Genomic DNA, 23,082 nt, shown 5'->3' with positions numbered 1-23,082 from the left:
CCTACCGCTGAACCCGCAATCTCCAGTGCGCCCGGGATCAACCGGGGCGCAGGTGCAAAGACAGGCTGCACGCAATCAACATGAATACCCAAGAGGCGAAGATCGTCCTCGAGACCGCGCTGATCTGCGCGCAGGAACCCTTGCGCGTCAATGACTTGCGCCGGCTGTTTGCCGACGACGTCGGTGCCGACACCATTCGTGTGCTGCTCGAAGAGCTGCGCCGCGACTGGGAGCAACGCGGCGTGGAACTCGTGGCACTGGCCAGTGGCTGGCGTTTCCAGAGCCGCCCTGTCATGCGTGAATACCTGGATCGGCTGAATCCTGAAAAGCCGCCCAAGTACTCCCGCGCCGTGATGGAGACGCTGGCGATCATTGCCTACCGGCAACCGGTCACGCGGGGCGATATCGAGGAAATCCGTGGTGTCGCGGTCAGCACCGAAGTCGTGAAGAAGCTCGAGGACCGCAGCTGGATCGAGGTGATCGGCCACCGTGACGTGCCCGGGCGGCCTGCGCTTTATGCCACCACCAAGAACTTCCTTGATGACCTTGGCCTGCGCACGCTCGATGAATTGCCGCCGCTGGAGGACATCCAGGCCCAGGCGCAGGTCGCGCTGCTGAATCAGGAGCCGATTGACTTCGAGGCGCTGGGCAAGGTGCCGGCGGATAGCGACGAAGAGGCATTCGCGGAACCTGGCGCTGATCAGGCCGGCGCTGCCGCGCTGGTTGCGGCGGATGCCGGAGAGGGTGAACCGACCTCTTCCGGCGTGGTTGCCCCCGACGGTCTTGCGGCCGGCGCCATGGATGGCATCGCCGATTTGGTGGATGCGTTTGAAAGGAAGGAGGCCTTGGCGCAAGCGGAAGCCGGGTTCACACCCGCGCCCGAGGCCGAGGCGGAAGTGCCGGCGACGCCCGGGCCAGGCAGTGAGCCAGGGAGCGAGCCGGTGTCCGCCGAGCCCGCCGGCGCGCTGTCTGGCGACATAGCCGCGGAGCAAGCCGTCGAAGACGGTGAAACAAATGAGCAAACGGACACGCCCGCCAACGGTTACCACGTACAAGTGGCCTCCGGCGAGCAGGCGTCCGAAGTCCCGGGGGCGTCCACGACGAATCCGGCGCACCCCAGCGAGCACGACGAGCACGACCAGCGCGTGTCCAACTGAACACCATGCAACATCCGAATGTGAATACCTTGTCCGATTCTGATCAAGACGTCCGCCAGGCGGATACGCCGGCCGGCGATGCCGGCAATGGCGCCGAAGGCGGCGCCGGCACCGATGGCGCGCCGCGCCGCAAGGGCCTGCGCCGTGGCTTGCGCAATCTGGTGGCCACGCGCCGCCAGGCCGCGCAGGACCGCGACGGCGACCGTGCCGCGGACGGCGGGGCGGCAATCCCTGCGGGCGGCCCCGATGCGGGCGCCGCGCAAGACGCGCGTGGCGACGGCGCAAGGAAGGGACGTACGCGTGGCAAACGCAAGCTCGCGGAAGGCGAGGCTGTGCAGGCCGGCGAGCAGCAGGGCGAACGCCCGGCGCCGCGAGGCCGCCGGAACTTCAGCGGTGACAATGCCGAAGGCGCAAGCGAAGCTGGCGGAGAAGCCACGGGCGAGCGCCAGCGTGACGGCGCGCGCGCCAACCCGAACGGGAATGGCGCCCGCAAGCGCAAGCCGCAGCAAGGCCAGCAGCCGCAAGGCGCGGCTCGCCGTGGTGGCGCCGAAGGGCAGCAAGGTGGCCCGCGCCAGCAAGGCAAGGGTAACAAGGGCAAAGGCGGCGCGCAGCGCCCAGCCGCGGGTGTGCCTGAGAAGGCGCCCGCCGCCGCGAGCGGTGAGGACCTCTTCCGCTTTGTCATTTCCGGTCAGTACGACCAGGAAGAGTCGAGCGGTCCGCAGGCCCGGGTCAAGCCGGTGCGCGAGCTGTCTGCAGACGATGATGCGCCCAAGCTGCACAAAGTGCTCGCCGAGGGTGGACTGGGCTCGCGCCGGGAAATGGAAGAGCTGATCCTGCAGGGCCGGGTTTCGGTCAATGGCCTGCCTGCCCACATCGGCCAGCGCATCCTGCCGGCAGACCAGGTCCGGGTCAACGGCAAGCTGATTCATCGCCGTGTGTCGTCCAAGCCTCCGCGCGTGCTGCTGTATCACAAGCCGTCCGGCGAAATCGTCAGCCAGTCGGATCCGGAAGGCCGTCCGACCGTGTTCGACAGCCTGCCGCGCATCAAGGCAGGGAAGTGGGTGGCCGTGGGCCGCCTCGACTTCAACACCGAGGGCTTGCTGATCTTTACCTCCTCGGGCGATATCGCCAACAAGTTCATGCATCCGCGCTACGGCGTGGAGCGCGAATATGCGGTGCGCACGCTGGGTGAGCTGGCCGAGGCCGATCGCCAGCGCCTGCTGCATGGCATCAAGCTCGACGATGGCGAGGCTAATTTTCTGCGCATCGCGGACGGTGGTGGCGAAGGCATCAACCACTGGTACCACGTGGCGCTGACCGAAGGCCGCAACCGCGAAGTCCGCCGCATGTTCGAGGCCGTCGGCCTGACCGTGTCGCGCCTGATCCGTACCCGTTACGGCCAGTTCCTGCTGCCGCGCGGCCTGAAGCGCGGCCGCTGGCAGGAACTCGCGGCGGACGACGTGCGCGCGCTGATGGCATCCATCGGCCTGAAGGCGCCGTCCAAGGGGGATAGCGGTCCCCGCGGCGGCAGCAAGGTGGGTGGCCGGCAGCAGCGCACCGAGGCAGCCATTGCCGGCATGCCGATGCCGACCGGCATGGACGGCCTGCCGCGCGTCAACCGCGGCAACGGCCCGCGCGGCAGCGGTGCTGGCCGCGGCCAGCCGGATCCGATGCAAACGTCGATGGGCTACATCGGTGGCCCGACCCTGCTGACGTCCCATACCACCAAGCTGGGTGGTGGCGCGGCGGGTTCCCCCCGCGGCCCGGGCGGCCCGGGCCGCGGCGGCCGCAGTGGCGGCCGTGGCGCTGGCATGGGCGGCGGCATGGGCGGCATGGGCGGCGGTCAGAATCGTTCCCAGCGCCGCGGTGGTGGCGAAGCCAATGGGAATGTGATGCCGCAGGCCGGCAAGCCCAACGGCAATCGCCGTCCTCGTGGTGGTGGCCGCGACGGCAATCGTTGAGCGATGCGAGGCAGGGTGCCTTGGGCGGGCCTGGCAGGGAAAAGAGCGGCGCAGGCCGCATCCCTGTCTTGCCAAAGCTGGGTGCCTTTGCCTTTTGCACCGCGACAGCGTATAATCAAAGTCTATTCAAAAGTCATCCTGCAAAAGGGTGGGCGAATGATGGGCATTGCGCCCATTTTTTTTTTGCTTCGCCCGTTTCGTGTGCTTGCCGTGTTTCGCGGCGCGCCGGTCGGGATGACTGGCAGGCAAGCTGGCTGAAGCCGTCAACCAAGACGGCCGTGCCGATGGGCTGGGTCTGCCACGGTATTGATGGCCATTATTCGGGAATACAGTGCATCTGGCAGATTTGATCGAAACCACCCTGAACGGCATGGGGTACGAGCTGGTTGAGCTCGAGCGCGCTCCAGGCGGACTCATGCGCGTCTATATCGATCAGCCTGAAACCGGCATCGTCATTGAGGATTGCGAGAAGGTAAGCCGTCAGCTTACCCACGTGCTCACCGTCGAGAACATCGACTACGAGCGCCTCGAAGTGTCCTCGCCGGGGCTGGACCGGCCGCTCAAGAAACTGGCTGACTTCGTCCGCTTCGCGGGCCAGGAAGCCAGGGTTACCTTGCGCCTTCCGGTCAACGGGCAGAAGAACTTCGTCGGCATCTTGCAGACGCCTACCGGTGAGCCGGGGGCAGAGCAGATTGGCCTCGAGTTCGAAGGCCAGAACGGCACGGCGCTGCTGGAATTCACCATATCCGATGTTGATCGCGCACGCCTGGTGCCGGTGATCGACTTCAAAGGAAATCAGAAAAAAGGGAACAAGCAATGAGCCGCGAAGTTCTGTTGCTCGTCGATGCGCTTGCGCGTGAGAAGAACGTCGACAAGGATGTGGTATTCGGTGCGCTGGAAGCGGCACTCGCTTCGGCAACCAAGAAGCGTTTCGAGGAAGATGTGGATATTCGCGTCGCCATCGATCGTGAGTCCGGTGAGCACGAGACGTTCCGCCGCTGGCTTGTAGTCCCCGATGAACAGGGCCTGCAGGAGCCGGACAAGCAAATCCTCATGTTCGAGGCACGCGAGCAGGATCCGGACATCCAGCTGGATGAGTTTGTCGAAGAGCAGATCGAGTCGGTCGAGTTCGGCCGTATCGGTGCGCAAGCCGCCAAGCAGGTGATCCTGCAGAAGATCCGTGACGCCGAGCGCGAGCAGATCCTCAACGATTACCTTGATCGTGGCGAGAAGGTCATGACCGGCACGGTCAAGCGTGCCGACAAGAAGGGCCTGATCGTCGAGTCCGGTCGCGTCGAAGCGCTGCTGGCCCGCGACCAGATCATCCCCAAGGAAAACCTGCGCACCGGCGACCGTGTCCGCGCATATATCCTGAATGTGGACCGCACGGCACGCGGTCCGCAGATCGAGCTCTCGCGCACCGCGCCCGAGTTCCTGATCAAGCTGTTCGAGAACGAAGTGCCGGAGATGGAGCAGGGCCTGCTGGAAATCAAGGCAGCCGCTCGCGACCCCGGCGTGCGCGCCAAGATCGCCGTGGTGGCGCATGACAAGCGTATCGATCCGATCGGTACCTGCGTCGGCGTGCGCGGCACGCGGGTGACCGCGGTGCGTAACGAGATTGGCGGCGAGGCGGTCGACATCGTGCTGTGGTCGGAAGACCCGGCGCAGTTCGTGATTGGCGCCCTGGCGCCGGCACAGGTACAGTCGATCGTTGTCGACGAGGAAAAGCACAGCATGGACGTGGTGGTCGACGAGGAAAACCTCGCCGTCGCCATCGGCCGCAGTGGTCAGAACGTACGCCTGGCGTCCGAGCTGACCGGCTGGCAGATCAACATCATGACGCAGGAAGAATCGGCACAGAAGCAAGCCGAGGAAAGCGACGTGGTGCGCAAGTTGTTCATGGCCAAGCTGGACGTGGACGAAGAAGTGGCTGACATCTTGATCGACGAAGGTTTCTCCACGCTGGAAGAAGTGGCCTATGTGCCCATCAGCGAGATGTTGGAAATCGACGCCTTCGATGAAGATACCGTCAACGAGCTGCGCAACCGCGCCCGCGATGCGCTCTTGACGATGGAACTGGCCCGGGAAGAAAAGGTGGAAGAGGTGTCGCAGGATCTGCGCTCGCTCGACGGCCTGACCCCGGAACTGATCGGCAAGCTGGCCGAAGGCAATATCCACACGCGTGACGAACTGGCCGAATTGGCCGTCGACGAACTCGTCGACATGGTTGGTCTTGGCGAGGATGATGCCCGCGCGCTGATCATGAAAGCACGGGAACATTGGTTTAACTGAGGGACACGCTCACGTAGTGCTTTTCCAGGCTGCTTGAGCGCGCATTCCACACACAATTGTCCCGACGTATAAACCGAGCATTGAAAGGGTTTGAATGGCAAGCACAACAGTTGCCCAACTGGCCGCAGAACTGAGCCGCAGCGCAGCTGCCCTGCTGGAACAATTGCAGGCAGCTGGGGTGGGCAAGGTGACGCCTGACGACATCATCACCGAATCCGACAAGACCAAGTTGCTGGATTACCTCAAGCGTTCCCACGGGGCGGCCGATGACAGCGCGCGCAAGAAGATCACGTTGACCAAGCGTGAGACCTCCGAGATCCGCCAGGCTGATTCCACCGGCAAGACTCGCACGGTGCAGGTCGAGGTGCGCAAGAAGCGCGTCCTGATCAAGCGCGACGAGGCTACCACCGATGGCGCCGATGGCCACGAAGTGGTCGAGCTTCCGGTCGATGCGGCCGAGCAGGCACGCCAGGATGAGGAAGATCGTCAGCAAGCCGAGTTGCTGGCACGCCAGGAAGCCGAGTCGAAGGCACGCCAGGAAGCGGCCGAACGCGAGGAGGTCGAGCGTCGCGCCAAGCAGGAAGCGCTGGAGGCTGAAGAGCGCCGCCAGGCTGAGCTCGCCGCCCGCAAGGCGGAAGAGGAAGCTGCCGCCCTGCGCGCCGCCGCTACGGCCAAGGCGCCGGAAGACGACGATTCGCGCAAGAAGGCCGAAGACGAAAAGGCTCGCCTGGCCGCCGAACGCGCTGCCGCGCAGAAGGCCGCCGACGACGCCAAGCAGGCTGCCGACAAGGCGCGTGCCGAACAGGACGCAGCGCGCAAGCGCCGCGAGGCCGCCGAAGCCGAAGCCCGTGCCATTCAGCAGATGCTGAATGCGCCGGCGCGCGTGCTCAAGGCGCCGTCGGAACGCAAGGCTGAAGAAAAGAAGGCCGAGCAAACCGGCACGCTGCACAAACCGGTCAAGCCGCCTGGCACCGAAGTCAAGAAAGACGAGAAGAAGCCCGCAACGACCACGGCCACCGCTACCACCACCGTCGACAAGAAGACCGGCAAGGTAGTGAAGGCAGGGACTTCCTCGACCTGGCAGGACGAAGGCTCGAAGAAGAAGGGCAGCGGCCTGAAGACCCGCGGCGATTCGTCCGGTGGCGTTGGCGGCTGGCGCGGCGGTCCGCGCGGCCGTGGCAACCGTCACCAGCAAGACGATCGCGGCACGAATTTCCAGGCGCCGACGGAACCGGTGGTGCGCGAAGTGCACATCCCCGAGACCATTTCGGTGGCCGACCTGGCGCACAAGATGGCCGTCAAGGCTTCCGAGGTCATCAAGCAGATGATGAAGCTCGGCCAGATGGTGACCATCAACCAGGTGCTGGACCAGGAAACCGCCATGATCGTGGTGGAAGAAATGGGCCACAAGGCGTTTGCCGCCAAGCTTGACGATCCGGAAGCGCTGCTGGTCGTGGGTGGTGAAGACCACACCGACGCCGAGCAGCTGCCGCGTCCGCCGGTGGTGACCGTGATGGGTCACGTCGACCACGGCAAGACCTCGCTGCTGGACTACATCCGTCGTGCCAAGGTTGCGGCGGGCGAAGCCGGCGGTATTACGCAGCACATCGGTGCCTACCATGTGGAAACCGAGCGCGGCGTGATCACCTTCCTGGACACCCCGGGTCACGAGGCCTTCACGGCCATGCGTGCTCGCGGTGCCAAGGCAACCGACATCGTGATCCTGGTGGTCGCGGCCGACGACGGCGTGATGCCGCAGACGAAGGAAGCCATTGCCCACGCCAAGGCGGCGGGCGTGCCCATCGTGGTCGCGATCAACAAGATCGACAAGCCCGAAGCCAACCCGGACCGCGTCAAGCAGGAACTGGTGGCCGAGCAGGTGCTGCCGGAAGAGTACGGCGGTGATTCGCCGTTCGTCCCGGTATCCGCCAAGACCGGAGCCGGTATCGACGACCTGCTCGAGCAAGTATTGCTGCAGGCCGAAGTGCTGGAACTGAAGGCACCGGTGGACGCCCCGGCCAAGGGCCTGGTGGTGGAAGCCCAGCTGGACAAGGGCAAGGGCCCGATCGCAACCATCCTGGTCACCAGCGGCACGCTCAAGCGTGGCGATGTGGTGCTGGCTGGCAGCGCTTATGGCCGCGTTCGCGCCATGCTGGACGAAACCGGCAAGCCGACCAAGGAAGCCGGTCCCTCGATTCCGGTCGAGATCCAGGGCCTGTCCGAAGTGCCGGCAGCTGGTGAAGAAGTGCTGGTGCTGCCGGACGAGCGCAAGGCGCGCGAAATCGCGCTGTTCCGTCAAGGCAAGTACCGCGACGTCAAGCTGGCCAAGCAGCAGGCGGCCAAGCTGGAAACGATGCTGGAACAGATGAGCGAAGGCGAAGTGCAGACGCTGCCGTTGATCGTCAAGGCCGACGTTCAGGGTTCGCAGGAAGCACTGGTGCAATCGCTGCAGAAGCTCTCCACCGAAGAAGTGCGCGTACAGATCGTGCACGGCGGCGTGGGCGGCATCTCGGAGTCGGACGTCAACCTGGCTACGGCCTCGAAGGCGGTCATCATCGGTTTCAACGTGCGTGCCGATGCTGGCGCGCGCAAGCTGGCCGAGAACAACGGCATCGATATTCGCTACTACAACATCATTTACGATGCGGTAGACGAGATCAAGGCGGCAATGTCGGGCATGCTGGCACCGGAAAAGCGCGAAGTCACGCTGGGTACGGTCGAAGTGCGCCAGGTCTTCCGCGTGCCGAAGATTGGCGCGGTGGCTGGTTGTATGGTCACCGACGGGCTGGTCAAGCGTACCGCCCTGGTACGGGTGCTGCGCAACAACGTGGTCATCCATACCGGCGAGCTTGATTCGCTCAAGCGCTTCAAGGATGACGTCAAGGAAGTCAAGCAAGGCTTCGAGTGCGGTTTGTCGATCAAGAACTTCAACGACGTTCAGGAAGGCGACCAGCTCGAAGTGTATGAAATCACCGAGGTGGCGCGCACGCTGTAAGGCGTGTTGCGGGCGGCGGGCCAACTGGCCCGCCGCTGCCCTTCTCGACAGCAAGCGTATTGAATGGCCAAGAAAGGCAATATCTCCTCTCGTAATCTCCGGATTTCCGACCAGATCCAGCGCGACCTGGCCGAGATGATCCAGCGTGAGCTGCGCGATCCCCGCCTGGGGCTCGTCACACTGCAGTCGGTCACGCTGACCCCCGACTACGCGCACGCCAAGGTGTACTTCACCGTCCTGGCGGCTGATGCTACGGAAGTGGAGGGCATCCTCAACGAAAAGTCCGGTTACCTGCATTCGCTGCTCTACAAGCGGTTGCATATCCATACCGTGCCGACGCTGCGCTTCTTCCACGATACCTCGGTGGAACAAGCGATCGAGATGTCCAAGCTGATCAAAGAAGCCAACTCCACACGCGCAAAAGAAGACTGATAGACGGCCCGTAACCACGGGCCGTTTTCTTGTTCGCGCTGGTTGCTTCGCGTCTCCTTTGTCCCTGTCTGTCGCGCCCGGCCCCGAAGCTTTGCCGGCGTCACATAGCTCCCCGTCATGACCCATCCCAACACCAATCGCCCGCCCCGGCAACCGCGCCGCGAGGTGCATGGCGTGCTGCTGCTCGACAAGCCGCTCGGCCTTTCGTCCAACGATGCGCTGGTGCGTGCCAAGCGCATGCTGCGCGCGCTAAAGGCCGGACACACCGGCACGCTCGACCCGCTGGCCACCGGCTTGCTGCCGCTGTGCTTTGGCGAGGCGACCAAGTTCTCGCAGGACCTGCTCGAGGCCGACAAGACGTACGAAGCCACTGTGCGGCTGGGCCTCAAGACCGCGACCGGCGACGCCGAGGGCGAGGTAATCGCCGAGCGTCCGGTAACCTGCGATATCGCGGCGCTACGCGCCGCAATGCTGCGCTTCGCCGGCGAAATCGAGCAGGTGCCGCCGATGCATTCCGCACTGAAGAAGGACGGGCGTCCACTGTACGAATACGCACGTGCCGGCCAGACGGTGGAGCGCGCCGCGCGCCGCGTCACCATCCACGAAATCATGCTGCTCGATTGCGGGCTGCCGCAGGTGCCCACCTTCAGCATGCGCGTGACCTGCAGCAAGGGCACTTATATCCGCACCCTGGCCGAGGACATCGGCGAGGCGCTTGGGTGTGGCGCCCACCTGACCGGCTTGCGCCGTACGGCGGTAGGCGACCTGAGCCTGGAAGGCGCGGTCACGCTGGAGCAGATTGAGCAGCGCTCCGACGAGGAGCGCCCCGGAATGCTTGCGCCGGTCGATGCGCTGTTGCAACGCTGCGTAGCAGTGACGCTCGACGAGGCCGCGATGGCGCGCTTCCTGCAGGGCCAGCGCATCGCGCAGCGCGACCTGCCGGCGGGCGTGGCGCTGGCGGAAGACGAACTCGCCAGTGTCTATGGCGGCGAGCCGCGCCGCTTGCTTGGCGTGGCGCGCATGCGTGAAGGCGCCTTGCGGCCCGAGCGGCTGGTCAAGCTCTAACGCGGCCAATGCGGCTGCATCGGGCACGAAATCCTGACGGCTTGAGCCTGGGGTGAGGGGGCAGGGCCAGAAAGCACGAGGCCGATGCCTGTGACGGCATCGGCCTCGCTGTGCGGCGCGTGTACTGAGTGCAACTAATGCAGTTAGTGGGCCCCGGCCGCGGAGGCGTCCAGATCGCCTCCCTTCTTGGGCTTGGTCAGCCAGACAAAGACAATCAGCACGAAGAACAGCACGCCCGAGATCCAGAAGATATCGTTGGCGCCCAGCATGGCCGCCTGCTGCGAAATGCTGCGCTCGATCTGGCCGTTGGCCTGGGCCTGGCTCATGCCCATCTGCATCAGGTGGTTGAGCTGGTCGAGATAGGTCGGGTTGTACGGGTTGACCTGTTCAACCAGTTGCGCGTGATGCAGCGCCGTGCGGTTTTCCCAGATGGTGGTCGAGATCGACGCACCGATCGCACCGAACGTGATCCGCACGAAGTTGGACACCCCGGAGGCCGACGGGATCTTCTCCGGCGGCTGGCCCGACAGGATGATCGAGGTCAGCGGAATGAAGAACATCGCCATCGCCGCGCCCTGGATCAGCGTGGGGATCATCAGCGTGCGGGTATCGACCTGCAAGGTGAATCCCGAGCGCATCAGGCTGACCACGCCAAAGGTGACGAAGGCCATGGTCGCGACCCAGCGCGCATCCATCTTGGGCAGGTTCTTGCCGATCAGCGGCGACAGCAGGATGGCGAAGATCCCGACCGGCGCCATCACGATGCCGGCATCCGTCGCGGTATAGCCGACGATGGTTTGCAGCCATAGCGGCAGGATCACCAGGTTGCCGAAGAACAGGCCGTAGGCCACCGAGATGGCCACCACCCCCGCGCTGAAGTTACGTCCCTTGAACAAGGTGATATCGACGATTGGATGCTTCTCGTAGCTCTCCCAGATCAGGAAGAACAGGAAGCCCACAATGGCCACCACCGTCAACACGACGATCGAGGTCGAGTGAAACCAGTCGAGCTCCTTGCCCTTGTCGAGCATGAGCTGCATCGAGCCTACCCAGATCACCAGCAGCGCCAGCCCGATCCGGTCGATCGGCAGGATCTTGATCGGCGTCTCGCGGTCGCGGTAGATCGCCCAGGTCGCATAGGCGGCGCCCAGGCCCACCGGGATGTTGATGTAGAAGATCCACGGCCAGGTCATGTTGTCCGAGATCCAGCCGCCCAGCAGCGGCCCCATGATCGGCGCCACCAGCGTGGTCATGCCCCATAGGGCGAGCGCCATGGTGCTTTTCTGCGGCGGATAGCTCGACAGCAGCAGCGATTGCGACAGCGGAATCATTGGCCCTGCCACTGCGCCCTGCAGCACGCGCGCGGCCAGCAGCACTTCGAGGTTGGGCGCGACACCGCACAGCCACGACGAGATCACGAACAGCAGGATCGAAGTGATGAACAGCCGCACCGCCCCGAAGCGCGTGGTCATCCATCCGGTCAGCGGCACCGAGATGGCGTTCGCCACCGCGAACGAGGTGATGACCCAAGTGCCCTGGTTGGGTGCCACGCCAAGGTCGCCCGAGATGGCCGGGATCGATACGTTGGCGATCGAGGAGTCGAGCACGTTCATGAACGTGGCCAGCGACAGCGCGATCGTGCCGACGATCAGCTTTGCGCCCGACAACGGCACTGGCGCGGCGGGGCGCGCCGCTGGCGCCGTCGGGCCGGGCGAGGCGCCGTCGCGCGCGGGGAGGGAGGTAGCCATGTTCAGGTGTTGGCGGGCTTGGCGGCGGCCGGCGCCGACGAGACTGGCGCTGCCATGGGCTCGGTCGCCTGGCGGCCGCCGTTGTTCAGCGAGATGATGCGGGCGATCAGCGCGTCGGCGTCCTGCGCGACCTTCTCATAGACGTCGGTCTGCATCGGGCGCGCAACCGTGGCGTTGGTCATGGCCGCGCCTTCTTCCTTGCGCACATCCACCGTCACGTTCATCGACAGGCCAACTCGCAGCGGGTGGTCCTTGAGCTGCTGCGGGTCCAGCGCGATGCGCACCGGCAGGCGCTGCACCACCTTGATCCAGTTGCCGGTGGCGTTCTGCGCCGGCAGCAGCGAGAAGGCCGAGCCGGTGCCGGCCGAGAAGCCTTCCACCTTACCGTTGTAGGTCACCTTGGAGCCGTACAGGTCGGCCTCCAGCGTGACCGGCTGGCCTACGCGCATATGCGTGATCTGCACTTCCTTGAAGTTGGCGTCGATCCACACCTGGTCCAGCGGCACCACGGCCATCAGTGGTGCGCCCGGGGCCACGCGCTGGCCGACCTGCACCGAGCGCTTGGCCACGTAGCCGGTCACCGGCGCGGGCAGTGTCGAGCGTGCGAACGCGAGATAGGCGGCGCGCAGGTTGGCGGCGGCGCGCTGCACGTTGGGGTGCTTCTCCACCGTGGTCTGGTCGGTCAGCACCTTGTTGGATGCCAGTTGCTCGCGCGTGGCCAGCAGCGCCGATTGCGCGGCCGTGAGGGCGGTCTGTGCGTGGGAGATTTCTTCGCCCGAAACCGCGCCGGAGCCGGCGATGGCCTCGCGGCGCTTCAGATCTTCACGCGCCTTGGCCACGTCGGCTTCGCGCATGGTCACGTTGGCCGCCAGCGAGCCGTTGTTGACGTAGAGCGTACGCACTTCACGCACGGCTTGCGCCAGTTGCGCCTCGGCCTGCTCCATGGCGACCTGCGAGTCGGCGCGGTCGAGCTGGATCAGGGGCTGGCCCGCGGTGACCAGTTGCGTGTCGTCGGCCGCGATCGAAATCACGGTGCCGCCGACCAGTGGGGTGACCTGCACCACGTTGCCCGCGACATACGCGTCGTCGGTGCTCTCGAAGTGGCGCGCGTACATGCCCCAGTAGATGCCGTAGGCCACGCCGGCCACCACGACCGCGGCGGTCAGCGAGAGCAGCAGGCGCTTGCGCTTGCCGTTGTTGTTGACGGGAGCCGCCGGGGAGGCGGGAGTCTGGGCCGCTTGCTTGTTATCGCTCATGATCGTCTTTTAAGAATGCTGTCGGTACTGCTCGTTGTTTTTCCGGCCGCTTGGCCGTAGCCACCTAACCGTTTAGCCGCGTGCCTCGGCTGGCTTCTGCGCATCCGTCCCGGCGCTTTCGGCTTGTTCCTGGTAACCCCCGCCGAGCGCCTTCATCAGGCCCATCTGCAGGTCCAGGCGGCGCGCCTGCAGGTCGGTGGCAAGGCGGCGTTGCTGCAGCACGTTGCTTTCGGCATTGAGCACCGTGAGCTGGGTGCCCAGCCCGGCCTTGTAGCGGATGGTGGACAGTGAGTAGGCGCGCTCGGCGAGAGCCAGCGCCTCGCGCTGGGCCGTGATCTGCGTGTCCACGCTGCGGATGCTGGCCACCGTGTCGGCGGCTTCGCGCAGCGCATCGACCAGCGCCTGGTTGTAGTTGGCCACGGCGAGGTCGTATTGCGCGTACTTGCCCTTCAGGTTGGCGCGCAGCTTGCCGCCCTCGAAGATCGGCAGGCGGATCGCCGGGCCGATGCCAAAGGTCCGGCTGATGCCCATCAGCAGGTTGGACGGGTCCAGCGACGCAACGCCGGCAAAAGCGGACAAGGTGACGGCCGGCAGGAATTCCGTGCGCGCCACCTCGATATCCTTGCTGGTGGCCTCCACGCGCCAGCGTGCGGCAACCAGGTCCGGGCGGCGGCCCAGCAGGTCGATGGTGAGGTTGTCCGGCAGCAGCGGCGTGCTTTGCGCCAGGATGGTCGGGCGCTGGATCGCCAGGCCGCGGTCCGGGCCCTTGCCCAGCAGCGCGGCGAGCTGGTTGCGCGCCAGCAGGATGTCTTCATCCACGCGCAACAGGTCGGTTTGAGCCGATGCCACCGTGCCGCGTGCCTGCGTGGTTTCGACCTGCGTGTCCAGGCCGGCGTTGAGCCGGTCGCGTGACAGATCGCTCAGGCCGCGGCGCTGGGCGATGGCGCGCTCAGCCACGTCGCGTTGCGCGTACAAGGCGGCCAGCCGGGCATAGGTGCGGGCGACCGACGTAGTCAGGATCAGGCGCGAAGCCTGGCTTTCGGCCTCGGCGGCGCGGTCGTCGGACAGCGCGGCTTCGAGCGCCTTGCGGTTCTTGCCCCAGAAGTCGAAATCATAGGAGAGCCCGGCTTGCAGGCGTGACTGGTTCTGCCACGAGCCGGCCAGCGGCGTGCCTTCGAACAGGTCCGTTTGCGAGAAGCGCTGGCGCACCAGGCTGCCGTCAAAGTCGACGTGCGGGTACAGCGCGCTGCGCGTGGCGTCCGCCATCGCGCGGGAAGCTTCCACACGCGCGAAAGCGGCTTGCAGGCTGGGGCTGTCCTTTACCGCCTCGTCGACCAGGGCGCGCAGTTGCGGGTCCTTGAACTGGTCGACCCAGTCAAGCGAAGGCCACTGGCCATGCTGCGAGGGCAGCGCCTGGGCGCTGGCGAGCGAGGCCGGCGCGGTAACGGTCTGCGTGCTGTGCGAGTTGCCGAACGCGGCGCAGCCCGTCAGCACCGCGGCCGCCAGTGCGGTCAGCACCAGCGTGCCGGTCCGGCGGCCCGCGGCGCGCGCGCGCGGCGACAAAGCGGAAAAAGAAGAGAGAGCTTGGTTCATCTGGGTGCCCTGCGATAGAGCGTTAGTGTTTGTTCTTGTATTTGAGAGATCGTGGCGCCGCTGGCGTCACTGGCCGCCAAGCCTGGCCGCTACCCGCTGTTGTTGCCGATGATCCGGTGCAGCATCGAGCGGAAGGTCTGTAATTCGGCTTCGGAGAAGCCGCGGAAATGCCGGTTCAGCACGCGGCAATAGATCTGAGGCAGCTGGTTCACGAGGATCTGGCCGGCGGGCGTGATCGACAGGTCGACCACACGCCGGTCGGCATCGCTGCGCTGACGCTCGATCAGGCCGCGCTTTTCCAGGCGGCTGAGCAGGCGCGTGACCGAACCCATATCGCAATTGAGCTCCCGGCCAAGGTCAGTCACCGTGCTGCCACGGCCGGCGGCCAGCATCATCAGGCAGGTGGCCTGGGCGTGCGTGATGTCCAGGCCATCGACCTCCTGCTCCACGCCGTGCGACAGCACGTTCTTGGCGCGTGCCATCAGATAGCCGATGCTTTCGCCCATGCGGTACTCGGCCGGGTCGAACGGGAAGGCTTCGTCGGAAATGGGCTGGCTCTGCTCGGACATCTCGGCTCGGTGCTTGTCGGTGCAATGTTTGCCGTGGCAACTATATGTTCACGTTCGCCGATCCGCAAGGACGTCAATTTGCTATTGCGGATATCGCAATAATTGGGTATGTGACGGGGTGACGGCTTGGGAAGCTTCCCAATGTCGTCCTCGGGTTTTGCGCCGCAGCATGCTATAATTTCGGGTTATCTTTTGATGCTCAGCCCCAAAGCGAGACGCTGCAATGACCCGCGCCATCCGCAATATCGCCATCATCGCTCACGTCGATCATGGCAAGACCACTCTGGTCGACCAACTCCTGCGCCAGGCAGGCACCTTCCGCGACAACCAGCAAATGGTCGAGCGCGTGATGGACTCGAACGACATTGAAAAGGAACGCGGGATCACCATCCTCGCGAAGAACTGTGCTGTCGAATACAACGGCACCCACATCAATATCGTCGATACCCCTGGCCACGCCGACTTCGGCGGTGAAGTGGAGCGCGTGCTGTCGATGGTTGACGGCGTGCTGCTGCTGGTTGACGCTGTCGAAGGCCCGATGCCGCAGACCCGTTTCGTCACGCGCAAGGCGCTGGCGCTGGGCCTGAAGCCGATCGTGGTGATCAACAAGGTCGACCGTCCGGGCGCGCGTCCGGAATGGGTGATCAACCAGACGTTCGACCTGTTCGACAAGCTGGGCGCCACCGATGAGCAGCTCGATTTCCCGGTGATCTACGCATCCGGCCTGAACGGCTACGCCGGCCTGACCGACGACGTGCGCGAAGGCGACATGAAGCCGCTGTTCGAGACCGTGCTGGCCAAGGTGCCGGTCCGTGACGACAACCCGGACGGTCCGCTGCAGCTGCAGATCATCTCGCTCGATTACAACAGCTATGTCGGCAAGATCGGCGTAGGCCGCATTTCGCGTGGCCGCGCCCGTTCGCTGCAAGACGTGGTGGTCAAGTTCGGCCCGGAAGGCAACCCCATCAAGGGTCGTATCAACCAGGTGCTGAAGTTCCAGGGCCTGGAGCGCGAAATCGTGGCGGAAGCCGAAGCCGGTGACATCGTGCTGATCAACGGCATCGAAGAACTGGGCATTGGTTGCACCGTGTGCGCACCGGATGCGCAAGACGCGCTGCCGATGCTGAAGGTGGACGAGCCCACGCTGACCATGAACTTCTGTGTCAACACGTCGCCGCTGGCCGGCCGTGAAGGCAAGTTCGTGACCAGCCGCCAGCTGCGCGAACGCCTGGACCGCGAACTGAAGTCGAACGTGGCGCTGCGCGTGGCCGAGACCGGCGACGACACCATCTTCGAAGTGTCGGGCCGCGGCGAGCTGCACCTGACCATCCTGCTGGAAAACATGCGCCGCGAAGGCTACGAGCTGGCCGTGTCGCGCCCGCGCGTGGTGTTCAAGGAAATTGACGGCGTCAAGCACGAGCCGTATGAACTGCTGACCGTGGACGTCGAAGACGGCCACCAGGGCAGCGTGATGGAAGAGCTGGGCCGCCGCAAGGGCGAATTGCTCGACATGGCGTCCGACGGCAAGGGCCGCACCCGCCTCGAGTACCGCGTTCCGGCCCGTGGCCTGATCGGCTTCCAGGGCGAGTTCCTGACGCTGACCCGCGGCACCGGCCTGATCAGCCACATCTTCGACGACTACGCGCCCCTGCGCGAAGGCGGCCTGGGTGAGCGCCACAACGGCGTGCTGATCTCGCAGGACGACGGCGACGCCGTGGCCTACGCGCTGTGGAAGCTGCAGGATCGCGGCCGCATGTTCGTCAAGCCGGGCGATGCACTGTACGAAGGCATGATTATCGGCATCCACAGCCGCGACAACGACCTGGTTGTGAACCCGATCAAGGGCAAGCAGCTGACCAACGTGCGCGCCTCGGGTACCGACGAAGCCGTGCGCCTGGTCACGCCGATCCAGATGTCGCTGGAATACGCTGTGGAGTTCATCTCCGACGACGAACTGGTGGAGATCACGCCGAAGAGCATCCGCCTGCGCAAGCGTCACCTGAAGGAGCACGAGCGTAAGCGTGCTTCGCGCGAATCCGTGTAAGCGTTTTCGTCCCAGGCTACTTTGCCAGCAAAAAAACCGCGCCTTGTGCGCGGTTTTTTGTTGTCTGCTTTTCGTGGCGCCTTCGGCTATCCAGCCTATTCGGCCTATTCAGCCATCATGCGTCCTGGCTGTGGTCCGTCCCATATGCGGTGCCGGCCATCGGCACGTCCCTGGCCGCCAAGTCGCGCGGATGACGCCACTCGGGCGGTTTCCAGAGGTGCCGCAGGTCGCGATGACGCCACGCGTCGGCGAACATGCCGCGCCATTCATGGAAGGTGAGAGTGATCGGGTTATGGCTGACGATGCTACGCGTAATGCCGTATTCGGGCGGCGCCTCTTCGGGCACGAAGGAGCCGAACATGCGGTCCCACACGGTCAGCACGCCCGCATAGTTGCGGTCGATGTACTGCGGGTTGCGCGCATGGTGTACCCGGTGTACTGACGGCGTATTGAACAGCCATTCAAGCCGGTGCCAGCGGCCGCCCAGCCGGGTGTGCACGAAAAACTGGAAGGCCAGGTTCAACCCCACCGCCAGGATCACCCAGTCGGGCGTGAAGCCAATCAGCGCCAGCGGAATCCAGAACAGCCACATGCCCGAGAGCGGATACGTCAGGCTCTGGCGGAACGCCGTCGAGAAATTCATGCCCTCCGAGGAATGATGGGTGACGTGCGAAGCCCACATCCAGCGCACCCGATGGCTAGCGCGATGAAACCAGTAGTAGAGGAAATCCTGCAGCAGCAGCAATAGCAGGAACGACCAGACCGTCTGCGGCATCGCCCTCAGGCCATGCTGGTAGCTCCACGTGTAGACCGTGCGCACCATCAGCCACAGGAAGAACGCGTCCGACGCCTGGTGCATCAGCGCCAGCGCAGCGTTGGACGCGGTATCGCGCAGGCTGTAGATGGCGGGGTCGCGGCGGGCCCAGTACCAGGCCTCCGCGCCGATGGTCAGCAGGAAGACTGGCGCGAATGCTAGCAGGATCAGGCCGGGATCGATTGTTGACGGTGTCATGCGCAAAGTGTTGCCCGATTCTGTCGGTTTTGTCTGGAGGCGATCCTCTATACGGTCGTGCGGCGTTGCCAAATGCGTACGCTAGCGCACCCAAAAATGCTCCCTGCGCACATTCGCATTCCTGATTATTTTGCATGACTGAATATCCGCATGCGCGGGGTCAAGGAGCGGTGAGGGGCGCCGTTATAGCGGGGCGGCCAAAAACGGAGCCGCATCAGCACTAAATCCAACGGGGAGCCCTCATGTTTCGCAACACTACGATCGGTACAAGATTGTGGATTCTGACTATCGTCACCAATGCGCTGTTGATGATTGTCGGTGCCGTAGGCTGGCTTGGCATGTCGCGCAGCAATGACGCCACGCGGCAGATCTACCAGCATCAGCTCTCCGCCGCGGTCAACCTGGCCGAGGCGCGTTCCAACCAGTTGCTCGTGCGAGTCTTGCTCGACCAGGCCACCTTCGCCGCCGATCCCGCCGACGCTCGCGCGCGCGCTGATACCGCCGAGGGTTTTGCGCGCCAGTCCGATGCGGCCTGGAAGGCCTATCTGGCGCTGCCGCGTTCGGCGCAAGAAGCCCGCGCGGCCGCGGACGTCGCCGCCAAGCGCGAGGCGCTGTTCACGCAAGGTGTGTCGCCGATGATCGCCGCGCTTAAGCAAGGCGACCGCGAGGCGGTGATGCGCGCCGTGCTGGAAACCATTCCCAAGCTCGATATCGCTTTCACGGCCGTCAATACCGAGTTGGGCAAGCTGCAGCTCGCCGGCGCGCTGGAGGTCTATCACGGGTCGCAGGAGCGCTACACCACGCTGCGCTCGCTGTCGATCGGCGTGCTGGGGTTTGGCTTGTGTTTCAGCACGGTGGTGGCCTGGCGCCTGCGGCGTTCCATCGTGGGTCCGCTCGATACGGCCATCGCCCGCTTCGAGCGCATCGCCGCCGGCGATCTTGGCGCGAAGGCGGATGGCGCTGGCTCCGGCGCCGAGGCGGAGCGCAGCGAGACTGGCCGCATGCTCGCCATGCTCGGGCGCATGCAAGAGAGCCTGGCCGCGATGGTGAGCGACGTGCGTGGCGGGGCCGATTCCATTGCCGCCGCCAGCAAGCAGATTGCCAGCGGCAACAGCGACTTGTCGCAACGCACGGAGCAGCAGGCCGCGTCGCTCGAGGAAACGGCGTCCAGCATGGAGGAGCTCACGGGCACGGTGCGCCAGAACGCGGATAGCGCGCGCGAGGCCAATGACCTGGCCAGCAGCGCCACCGGCCTGGCGGAGCGTGGCAGCGACGCGGTGGCGCGCGTAGCCAGCACCATGCAGGCGATCGACGCCAGCGCCAACAAGATCGTCGACATCATCGATGTGATCGAGAAGATCGCATTCCAGACCAATATCCTCGCTCTCAACGCGGCGGTGGAAGCCGCGCGGGCCGGCGAGCACGGACGAGGCTTTGCGGTGGTCGCGGGCGATGTGCGCGATCTCTCGCAGCGCTGCGCGGGCGCGTCCAAGGAGATTCGCACGCTGATCGGCGACTCTGTGTCGCGCGTGCGCGCCGGCGGCGAGATGGTCGAGCAAGCGGGGCAGGTGATGCAGGAAATGGTGGGTGCGGTGCGCCGCGTGAGCGGCATCATGGGCGGCATTAGTTCGGCATCCGATGAGCAATCGCGCGGCATCGAGCAGGTCAACCAGGCGGTGGCGCAGATGGACGGCATGACCCAGCAGAACGCCGCGCTGGTCGAGCAGGCCGCTGCGGCAGCGGCTTCGCTGGAGGACCAGGCGCAGCGGCTCACCGGGCTGATGTCGGCATTTCGGGTGGCCTGAGCGCAGTGTCTCGGACGCCGCTCAGGGGGGTGCGGCGCGCAGCTTGGCTGGTGTAAAGTTGCGGGTTGCATTCGCGGAGAAAAGAGACATGACTGACTTGGTCACAAGCGAGATCCGGGGTGGCATCGGCTACCTGACGCTGAACCGGCCCCAGGCGCTCAACGCACTGTCGCTCGAGATGATTCGCGCCATCACCCAGGCGCTCAACGCATGGGCGGTGGCGCCCGAAGTGGCGGCCGTAGTCATCGCCGGCGCGGGCGGCAAGGCTTTTTGCGCCGGAGGCGACATCCGCTTTTTCCACAAGGCCGCGCTCGCCGGCGATCCGGCGCTCGATCAGTTCTTCGTCGAGGAATACGCGCTCAATCACTTGATCCATACCTACGCCAAGCCTTACATCGCGCTGATGGACGGCGTGGTGATGGGCGGGGGCATGGGCATCTCGCAAGGCGCACGCCGCCGTCTGGTGACCGAGCGGACCAAGATGGCAATGCCGGAGACCAATATCGGCTTGTTCCCGGACGTGGGCGGCGGCTGGTTCCTGTCGCGCACGCCCGGCCGCCTGGGTGAATACCTGGGCCTGACCGGCGCCATGATTCATGCTGCCGACGCGCTGTACGCAGGCCTGGCGGATGCCTACCTGCCGGGCAATGCCATGGCGGAACTGGTGGAGGTGCTGCGCGCGCGTCAGTTTGCCGATGGCGACGCCGTGCTCGCCTGCATCGACGAGGCCACTGCGGCGCACCGCGCCGCCTGCCTGCCGGGCGAAAGCCAGCTGGCCAAGCTGCAGGACGAGATCGACGGCCTGTTTGCCGGCGCCTCGGTGACCGGGATCGTGGCAGCGGTGAGCGATGCCGGCTCCGACTGGGCCGCGCAGACGGCCGCCATGCTGCGCGCGCGTTCGCCGCTGATGCTCAACGTCACGCTGGAGCAGATCCGCCGCGCCCGCACCATGGCGCTGAACGACGAGCTGCGCATGGAGCTGGACATGATGTACTACGTGTTCCGCCATGGCGACGGCGTCGAGGGCATTCGCGCGCTGGCAGTCGACAAGGACCACGCGCCGAAGTGGCAGCCAGCGCGCCTTGATGAGGTCACCCGCGAGCGCGTGCACGCGTTTTTCGACAGCCCCTGGGCACATGGTGAGCATCCGCTGGCGGCGCTGTAGGCTGGCGACTGGCGGTTCCTTTCGCGCAAATGGATTAGAGTGACGCTTGGAGCGGCCCCGCGGCGCAGCAATGCGGTGCGCGAGCGCCGGCTCCGCCCACCCATAGTGCTGTGAACGAGAAAGGAATCGCGATGAGTACTCCACGTGATGTAGCCGTATTGGTAGGCAGCCTGCGCAAGGACTCCTTCAACCGCAAGCTGGCACTCGCGCTGGCCGCGATGGCGCCGGCCGGGCTCAAGCTCGAAATCGTCGAGATCGGCCAGTTGCCGCTGTACAACCAGGACGACGACGCCAGCCCGCCCGCGCCATGGGTCGCCTTTCGTGACCGCATCCGGCGCGCCGACGCCGTGCTCTTCGTGACACCCGAGCACAACCGCTCGGTGCCGGCCGCGCTCAAGAACGCCATCGACGTCGGCTCGCGCCCCTACGGCCAGAGCGCCTGGGACGGCAAGCCCGGCGGCGTCATCAGCGCCTCGCCTGGCGCTGTCGGCGGCTTCGGTGCCAACCACCACCTGCGCCAGTCGCTCGTCTTCCTCAATATCCCGGTCCTCCAGCAACCGGAAGCCTACATCAGCGGCGTCGACAAGCTCTTCGACGAGCAGGGCGGCATCGCCAGCGAGTCCACCCGCGGCTTCCTGGGCAAATACCTGGCTACCTACGCCGCCTGGATCGAGCGCAACGCGGCTCGTTAAGCGGCAAAGTAACCAGCAAAGTAATCGCCAACGCTCCCAAAACCCATCCCCCAAAAACACTGACGCCCGTTGCCGACAGGGCAACGGGCGCGGAGGGCAGAATATCGCTGCCTTGCGCTTCTGATTCGACTTACTTGCGCTTGATGTCCCCGGCCGGCCGCGACTGCGTGCCTGCCAGCGGTTGGCCTGGAAAGCCCTCCGGATAGCTGATGACGCGCAAGGCTCCCCCGAGCTTGCGCGACGTCCATGCATGACCGGCGCGCGTTCTCGCGCCGCCTGTGATTGCCACCATGGCTTCTCTGTCGAGATCCACGCTGTCCGGCAAATCCTTGATGACGATGACGGCCATGACTTCCTCCTGCAGGGTGGCGAAGGCCGGCTCGGCCGGGGTTCGCCGGGTGGGTGCGCGCGATGCGGCAAGCCCAGCCAGATCAGTATAGGCCACGGGTTTTACCTCCGGGGCAGTGCCAGCTCGTGCGCAACAGCCGTGGAAACCCTTGGGTTTCCACGGAGCGGGGCGCATCTCGCTCAGACCGCGGCGTGTGTGGCGGCCCACTGCGACGGGTTGACGTCGATGCTCAGCGGGCCGAAGCCGGAGCCGATCACGCCGACGTTGTTGAGCGTGTTTACGTTGATGCTCTGCAACTGGGCGATGTTCTGGTTGACGTTGACATTGACGTTGGCCACCGGGCCCAGTCCTTGCAACCAGGAATTGCCGCCGCGCACCGCGGCCAGGGACTTGCTGTCGAGGTCTTGGTTCAGGGCGAGGTCGCGCACGATGATGGATGACATGATGGTTCTCCTAGACTTCACTTGACTTGATTGCTGGAACTTGATCGCTGGAAATGGCGGGTACTGGCTGGCAGCGCAGGCGGCGGTGCCGCCTCTTGCCGGTGCCGGGACCATTCAATAAATGTTGTTGCTGGCGTTCTGGGTCGACGTCACGTGGGACTTGATGTCGTCGGCAAAGGCCGTGTTGTTGCCGTTCATGTTCACGACGTTCTGGGTCTGGCCGATCAGCTGCGAAGCATTGAAGTTCGAGTCGATCTTGGTCAGGCTGAAGACGGGCATGAAGGGCACGAAGCCGCCGCGCACGGCGCGCATGGCGCGGGCGTCGAGTTCTTCGGTGACCGACAGGTCCTTGATGGCGAGGGTGGTAGTCATGGCAGTTCTCCTTGGGAGCGATTGGGACTTTGGTTCATTTGGGTTGAGCATCTGTGCTGCGCTCGGGAGGTACAAACGCATGGAGTGTGCCAAGGCGGGCCATGCCATCGCAGATCGCCCGCAAACGCAGGC

Annotated in this window: 19 protein-coding genes; 11 read left to right on the top strand and 8 right to left on the bottom strand. The window is 65.0% G+C overall.

The window, feature by feature from the left end:
* Positions 1-80 precede the first annotated feature (80 nt).
* The 7 genes from scpB (at position 81) to truB (ending at position 9,902) form a co-directional block, all read left to right on the top strand.
* Positions 81-1,157, top strand: coding sequence for an SMC-Scp complex subunit ScpB (scpB, locus tag AC1Q7Q_RS16685; RefSeq protein ID WP_492372402.1), 1,077 nt, complete (start codon positions 81-83; stop codon positions 1,155-1,157).
* 5 nt (positions 1,158-1,162) lie between these two features.
* Complete coding sequence (rluB, locus tag AC1Q7Q_RS16680; RefSeq protein ID WP_492387187.1) at positions 1,163-3,118, top strand: 23S rRNA pseudouridine(2605) synthase RluB; 1,956 nt, start codon at positions 1,163-1,165, stop codon at positions 3,116-3,118.
* A 331-nt stretch (positions 3,119-3,449) separates the two neighbouring features.
* Positions 3,450-3,938, top strand: coding sequence for a ribosome maturation factor RimP (gene rimP / locus AC1Q7Q_RS16675; RefSeq protein ID WP_043347318.1), 489 nt, complete (start codon positions 3,450-3,452; stop codon positions 3,936-3,938).
* On the top strand, positions 3,935-5,410 hold the full coding sequence (gene nusA / locus AC1Q7Q_RS16670; protein WP_043347317.1) for a transcription termination factor NusA: 1,476 nt from the start codon (positions 3,935-3,937) through the stop codon (positions 5,408-5,410). Before rimP ends, nusA begins: the two co-directional genes overlap by 4 nt.
* Positions 5,411-5,504: 94 nt before the next feature.
* Positions 5,505-8,405, top strand: a complete 2,901-nt coding sequence (gene infB, locus AC1Q7Q_RS16665; protein WP_492372401.1) for a translation initiation factor IF-2 — start codon at positions 5,505-5,507, stop codon at positions 8,403-8,405.
* A gap of 63 nt (positions 8,406-8,468) precedes the next feature.
* Complete coding sequence (gene rbfA, locus AC1Q7Q_RS16660) at positions 8,469-8,837, top strand: 30S ribosome-binding factor RbfA (protein WP_492372400.1); 369 nt, start codon at positions 8,469-8,471, stop codon at positions 8,835-8,837.
* 117 nt (positions 8,838-8,954) lie between these two features.
* On the top strand, positions 8,955-9,902 hold the full coding sequence (truB, locus tag AC1Q7Q_RS16655; RefSeq protein ID WP_492372399.1) for a tRNA pseudouridine(55) synthase TruB: 948 nt from the start codon (positions 8,955-8,957) through the stop codon (positions 9,900-9,902).
* 143 nt (positions 9,903-10,045) lie between these two features.
* Here truB and AC1Q7Q_RS16650 read toward each other — a convergent pair whose 3' ends face one another.
* From AC1Q7Q_RS16650 to AC1Q7Q_RS16635, 4 genes are all read right to left on the bottom strand, one after another.
* A complete protein-coding gene (locus AC1Q7Q_RS16650) occupies positions 10,046-11,650 on the bottom strand; it encodes a DHA2 family efflux MFS transporter permease subunit (protein ID WP_492372398.1) in 1,605 nt (534 codons plus the stop codon).
* 2 nt (positions 11,651-11,652) lie between these two features.
* Complete coding sequence (locus AC1Q7Q_RS16645) at positions 11,653-12,906, bottom strand: HlyD family secretion protein (protein ID WP_477134416.1); 1,254 nt, start codon at positions 12,904-12,906, stop codon at positions 11,653-11,655.
* Between the two features lie 72 nt (positions 12,907-12,978).
* Positions 12,979-14,499 (bottom strand): AdeC/AdeK/OprM family multidrug efflux complex outer membrane factor, encoded by a 1,521-nt coding sequence (locus tag AC1Q7Q_RS16640; protein WP_492372397.1) that lies wholly within the window; start codon positions 14,497-14,499, stop codon positions 12,979-12,981.
* A gap of 89 nt (positions 14,500-14,588) precedes the next feature.
* On the bottom strand, positions 14,589-15,068 hold the full coding sequence (locus AC1Q7Q_RS16635) for a MarR family winged helix-turn-helix transcriptional regulator (protein ID WP_052494620.1): 480 nt from the start codon (positions 15,066-15,068) through the stop codon (positions 14,589-14,591).
* A gap of 223 nt (positions 15,069-15,291) precedes the next feature.
* Between AC1Q7Q_RS16635 and typA the strand changes: the two genes are divergently transcribed.
* Positions 15,292-17,112, top strand: coding sequence for a translational GTPase TypA (gene typA / locus AC1Q7Q_RS16630; RefSeq protein ID WP_174428207.1), 1,821 nt, complete (start codon positions 15,292-15,294; stop codon positions 17,110-17,112).
* Between the two features lie 115 nt (positions 17,113-17,227).
* Here the strand turns inward: typA and AC1Q7Q_RS16625 are convergent, their stop codons facing one another.
* Complete coding sequence (locus AC1Q7Q_RS16625; RefSeq protein WP_492372396.1) at positions 17,228-18,124, bottom strand: sterol desaturase family protein; 897 nt, start codon at positions 18,122-18,124, stop codon at positions 17,228-17,230.
* A 242-nt stretch (positions 18,125-18,366) separates the two neighbouring features.
* Here AC1Q7Q_RS16625 and AC1Q7Q_RS16620 point away from each other — a divergent pair, with 242 nt between their 5' ends.
* The 3 genes from AC1Q7Q_RS16620 to AC1Q7Q_RS16610 all read left to right on the top strand — a co-directional run bounded on the left by AC1Q7Q_RS16620 (position 18,367) and on the right by AC1Q7Q_RS16610 (position 21,786).
* Positions 18,367-19,929, top strand: coding sequence for a methyl-accepting chemotaxis protein (locus AC1Q7Q_RS16620; RefSeq protein WP_492372395.1), 1,563 nt, complete (start codon positions 18,367-18,369; stop codon positions 19,927-19,929).
* A gap of 88 nt (positions 19,930-20,017) precedes the next feature.
* Positions 20,018-21,094 (top strand): enoyl-CoA hydratase/isomerase family protein, encoded by a 1,077-nt coding sequence (locus AC1Q7Q_RS16615; RefSeq protein WP_492372394.1) that lies wholly within the window; start codon positions 20,018-20,020, stop codon positions 21,092-21,094.
* Between the two features lie 131 nt (positions 21,095-21,225).
* On the top strand, positions 21,226-21,786 hold the full coding sequence (locus AC1Q7Q_RS16610; protein ID WP_492372393.1) for an NADPH-dependent FMN reductase: 561 nt from the start codon (positions 21,226-21,228) through the stop codon (positions 21,784-21,786).
* A gap of 130 nt (positions 21,787-21,916) precedes the next feature.
* Here the strand turns inward: AC1Q7Q_RS16610 and AC1Q7Q_RS16605 are convergent, their stop codons facing one another.
* The 3 genes from AC1Q7Q_RS16605 to AC1Q7Q_RS16595 all read right to left on the bottom strand — a co-directional run bounded on the left by AC1Q7Q_RS16605 (position 21,917) and on the right by AC1Q7Q_RS16595 (position 22,950).
* On the bottom strand, positions 21,917-22,135 hold the full coding sequence (locus tag AC1Q7Q_RS16605) for a hypothetical protein (protein WP_174428212.1): 219 nt from the start codon (positions 22,133-22,135) through the stop codon (positions 21,917-21,919).
* 179 nt (positions 22,136-22,314) lie between these two features.
* A complete protein-coding gene (locus AC1Q7Q_RS16600) occupies positions 22,315-22,578 on the bottom strand; it encodes a hypothetical protein (protein WP_253933418.1) in 264 nt (87 codons plus the stop codon).
* Between the two features lie 114 nt (positions 22,579-22,692).
* Entirely contained in the window at positions 22,693-22,950 is a 258-nt protein-coding gene (locus AC1Q7Q_RS16595; protein ID WP_309404653.1) for a hypothetical protein, read from the bottom strand.
* Between the last annotated feature and the right edge of the window lie 132 nt (positions 22,951-23,082).

Source organism: Cupriavidus sp. GW823-FHT07A04 (assembly GCF_058794615.1).
The sequence above is the reverse complement of the archived record's forward strand: the minus strand, read 5'-3'. Positions and strand labels throughout refer to the sequence as shown.

Coding starts and splice junctions, on each gene's coding strand:
- scpB (WP_492372402.1), top strand. CDS start 81: ATGAATACCCAAGAGGCGAAGATCGTCCTCGAGACCGCGCTGATCTGC.
- rluB (WP_492387187.1), top strand. CDS start 1,163: ATGCAACATCCGAATGTGAATACCTTGTCCGATTCTGATCAAGACGTC.
- nusA (WP_043347317.1), top strand. CDS start 3,935: ATGAGCCGCGAAGTTCTGTTGCTCGTCGATGCGCTTGCGCGTGAGAAG.
- infB (WP_492372401.1), top strand. CDS start 5,505: ATGGCAAGCACAACAGTTGCCCAACTGGCCGCAGAACTGAGCCGCAGC.
- rbfA (WP_492372400.1), top strand. CDS start 8,469: ATGGCCAAGAAAGGCAATATCTCCTCTCGTAATCTCCGGATTTCCGAC.
- truB (WP_492372399.1), top strand. CDS start 8,955: ATGACCCATCCCAACACCAATCGCCCGCCCCGGCAACCGCGCCGCGAG.
- AC1Q7Q_RS16650 (WP_492372398.1), bottom strand. CDS start 11,650: ATGGCTACCTCCCTCCCCGCGCGCGACGGCGCCTCGCCCGGCCCGACG.
- AC1Q7Q_RS16645 (WP_477134416.1), bottom strand. CDS start 12,906: ATGAGCGATAACAAGCAAGCGGCCCAGACTCCCGCCTCCCCGGCGGCT.
- AC1Q7Q_RS16640 (WP_492372397.1), bottom strand. CDS start 14,499: ATGAACCAAGCTCTCTCTTCTTTTTCCGCTTTGTCGCCGCGCGCGCGC.
- AC1Q7Q_RS16635 (WP_052494620.1), bottom strand. CDS start 15,068: ATGTCCGAGCAGAGCCAGCCCATTTCCGACGAAGCCTTCCCGTTCGAC.
- typA (WP_174428207.1), top strand. CDS start 15,292: ATGACCCGCGCCATCCGCAATATCGCCATCATCGCTCACGTCGATCAT.
- AC1Q7Q_RS16625 (WP_492372396.1), bottom strand. CDS start 18,124: ATGACACCGTCAACAATCGATCCCGGCCTGATCCTGCTAGCATTCGCG.
- AC1Q7Q_RS16620 (WP_492372395.1), top strand. CDS start 18,367: ATGTTTCGCAACACTACGATCGGTACAAGATTGTGGATTCTGACTATC.
- AC1Q7Q_RS16615 (WP_492372394.1), top strand. CDS start 20,018: ATGACTGACTTGGTCACAAGCGAGATCCGGGGTGGCATCGGCTACCTG.
- AC1Q7Q_RS16610 (WP_492372393.1), top strand. CDS start 21,226: ATGAGTACTCCACGTGATGTAGCCGTATTGGTAGGCAGCCTGCGCAAG.
- AC1Q7Q_RS16605 (WP_174428212.1), bottom strand. CDS start 22,135: ATGGCCGTCATCGTCATCAAGGATTTGCCGGACAGCGTGGATCTCGAC.
- AC1Q7Q_RS16600 (WP_253933418.1), bottom strand. CDS start 22,578: ATGTCATCCATCATCGTGCGCGACCTCGCCCTGAACCAAGACCTCGAC.
- AC1Q7Q_RS16595 (WP_309404653.1), bottom strand. CDS start 22,950: ATGACTACCACCCTCGCCATCAAGGACCTGTCGGTCACCGAAGAACTC.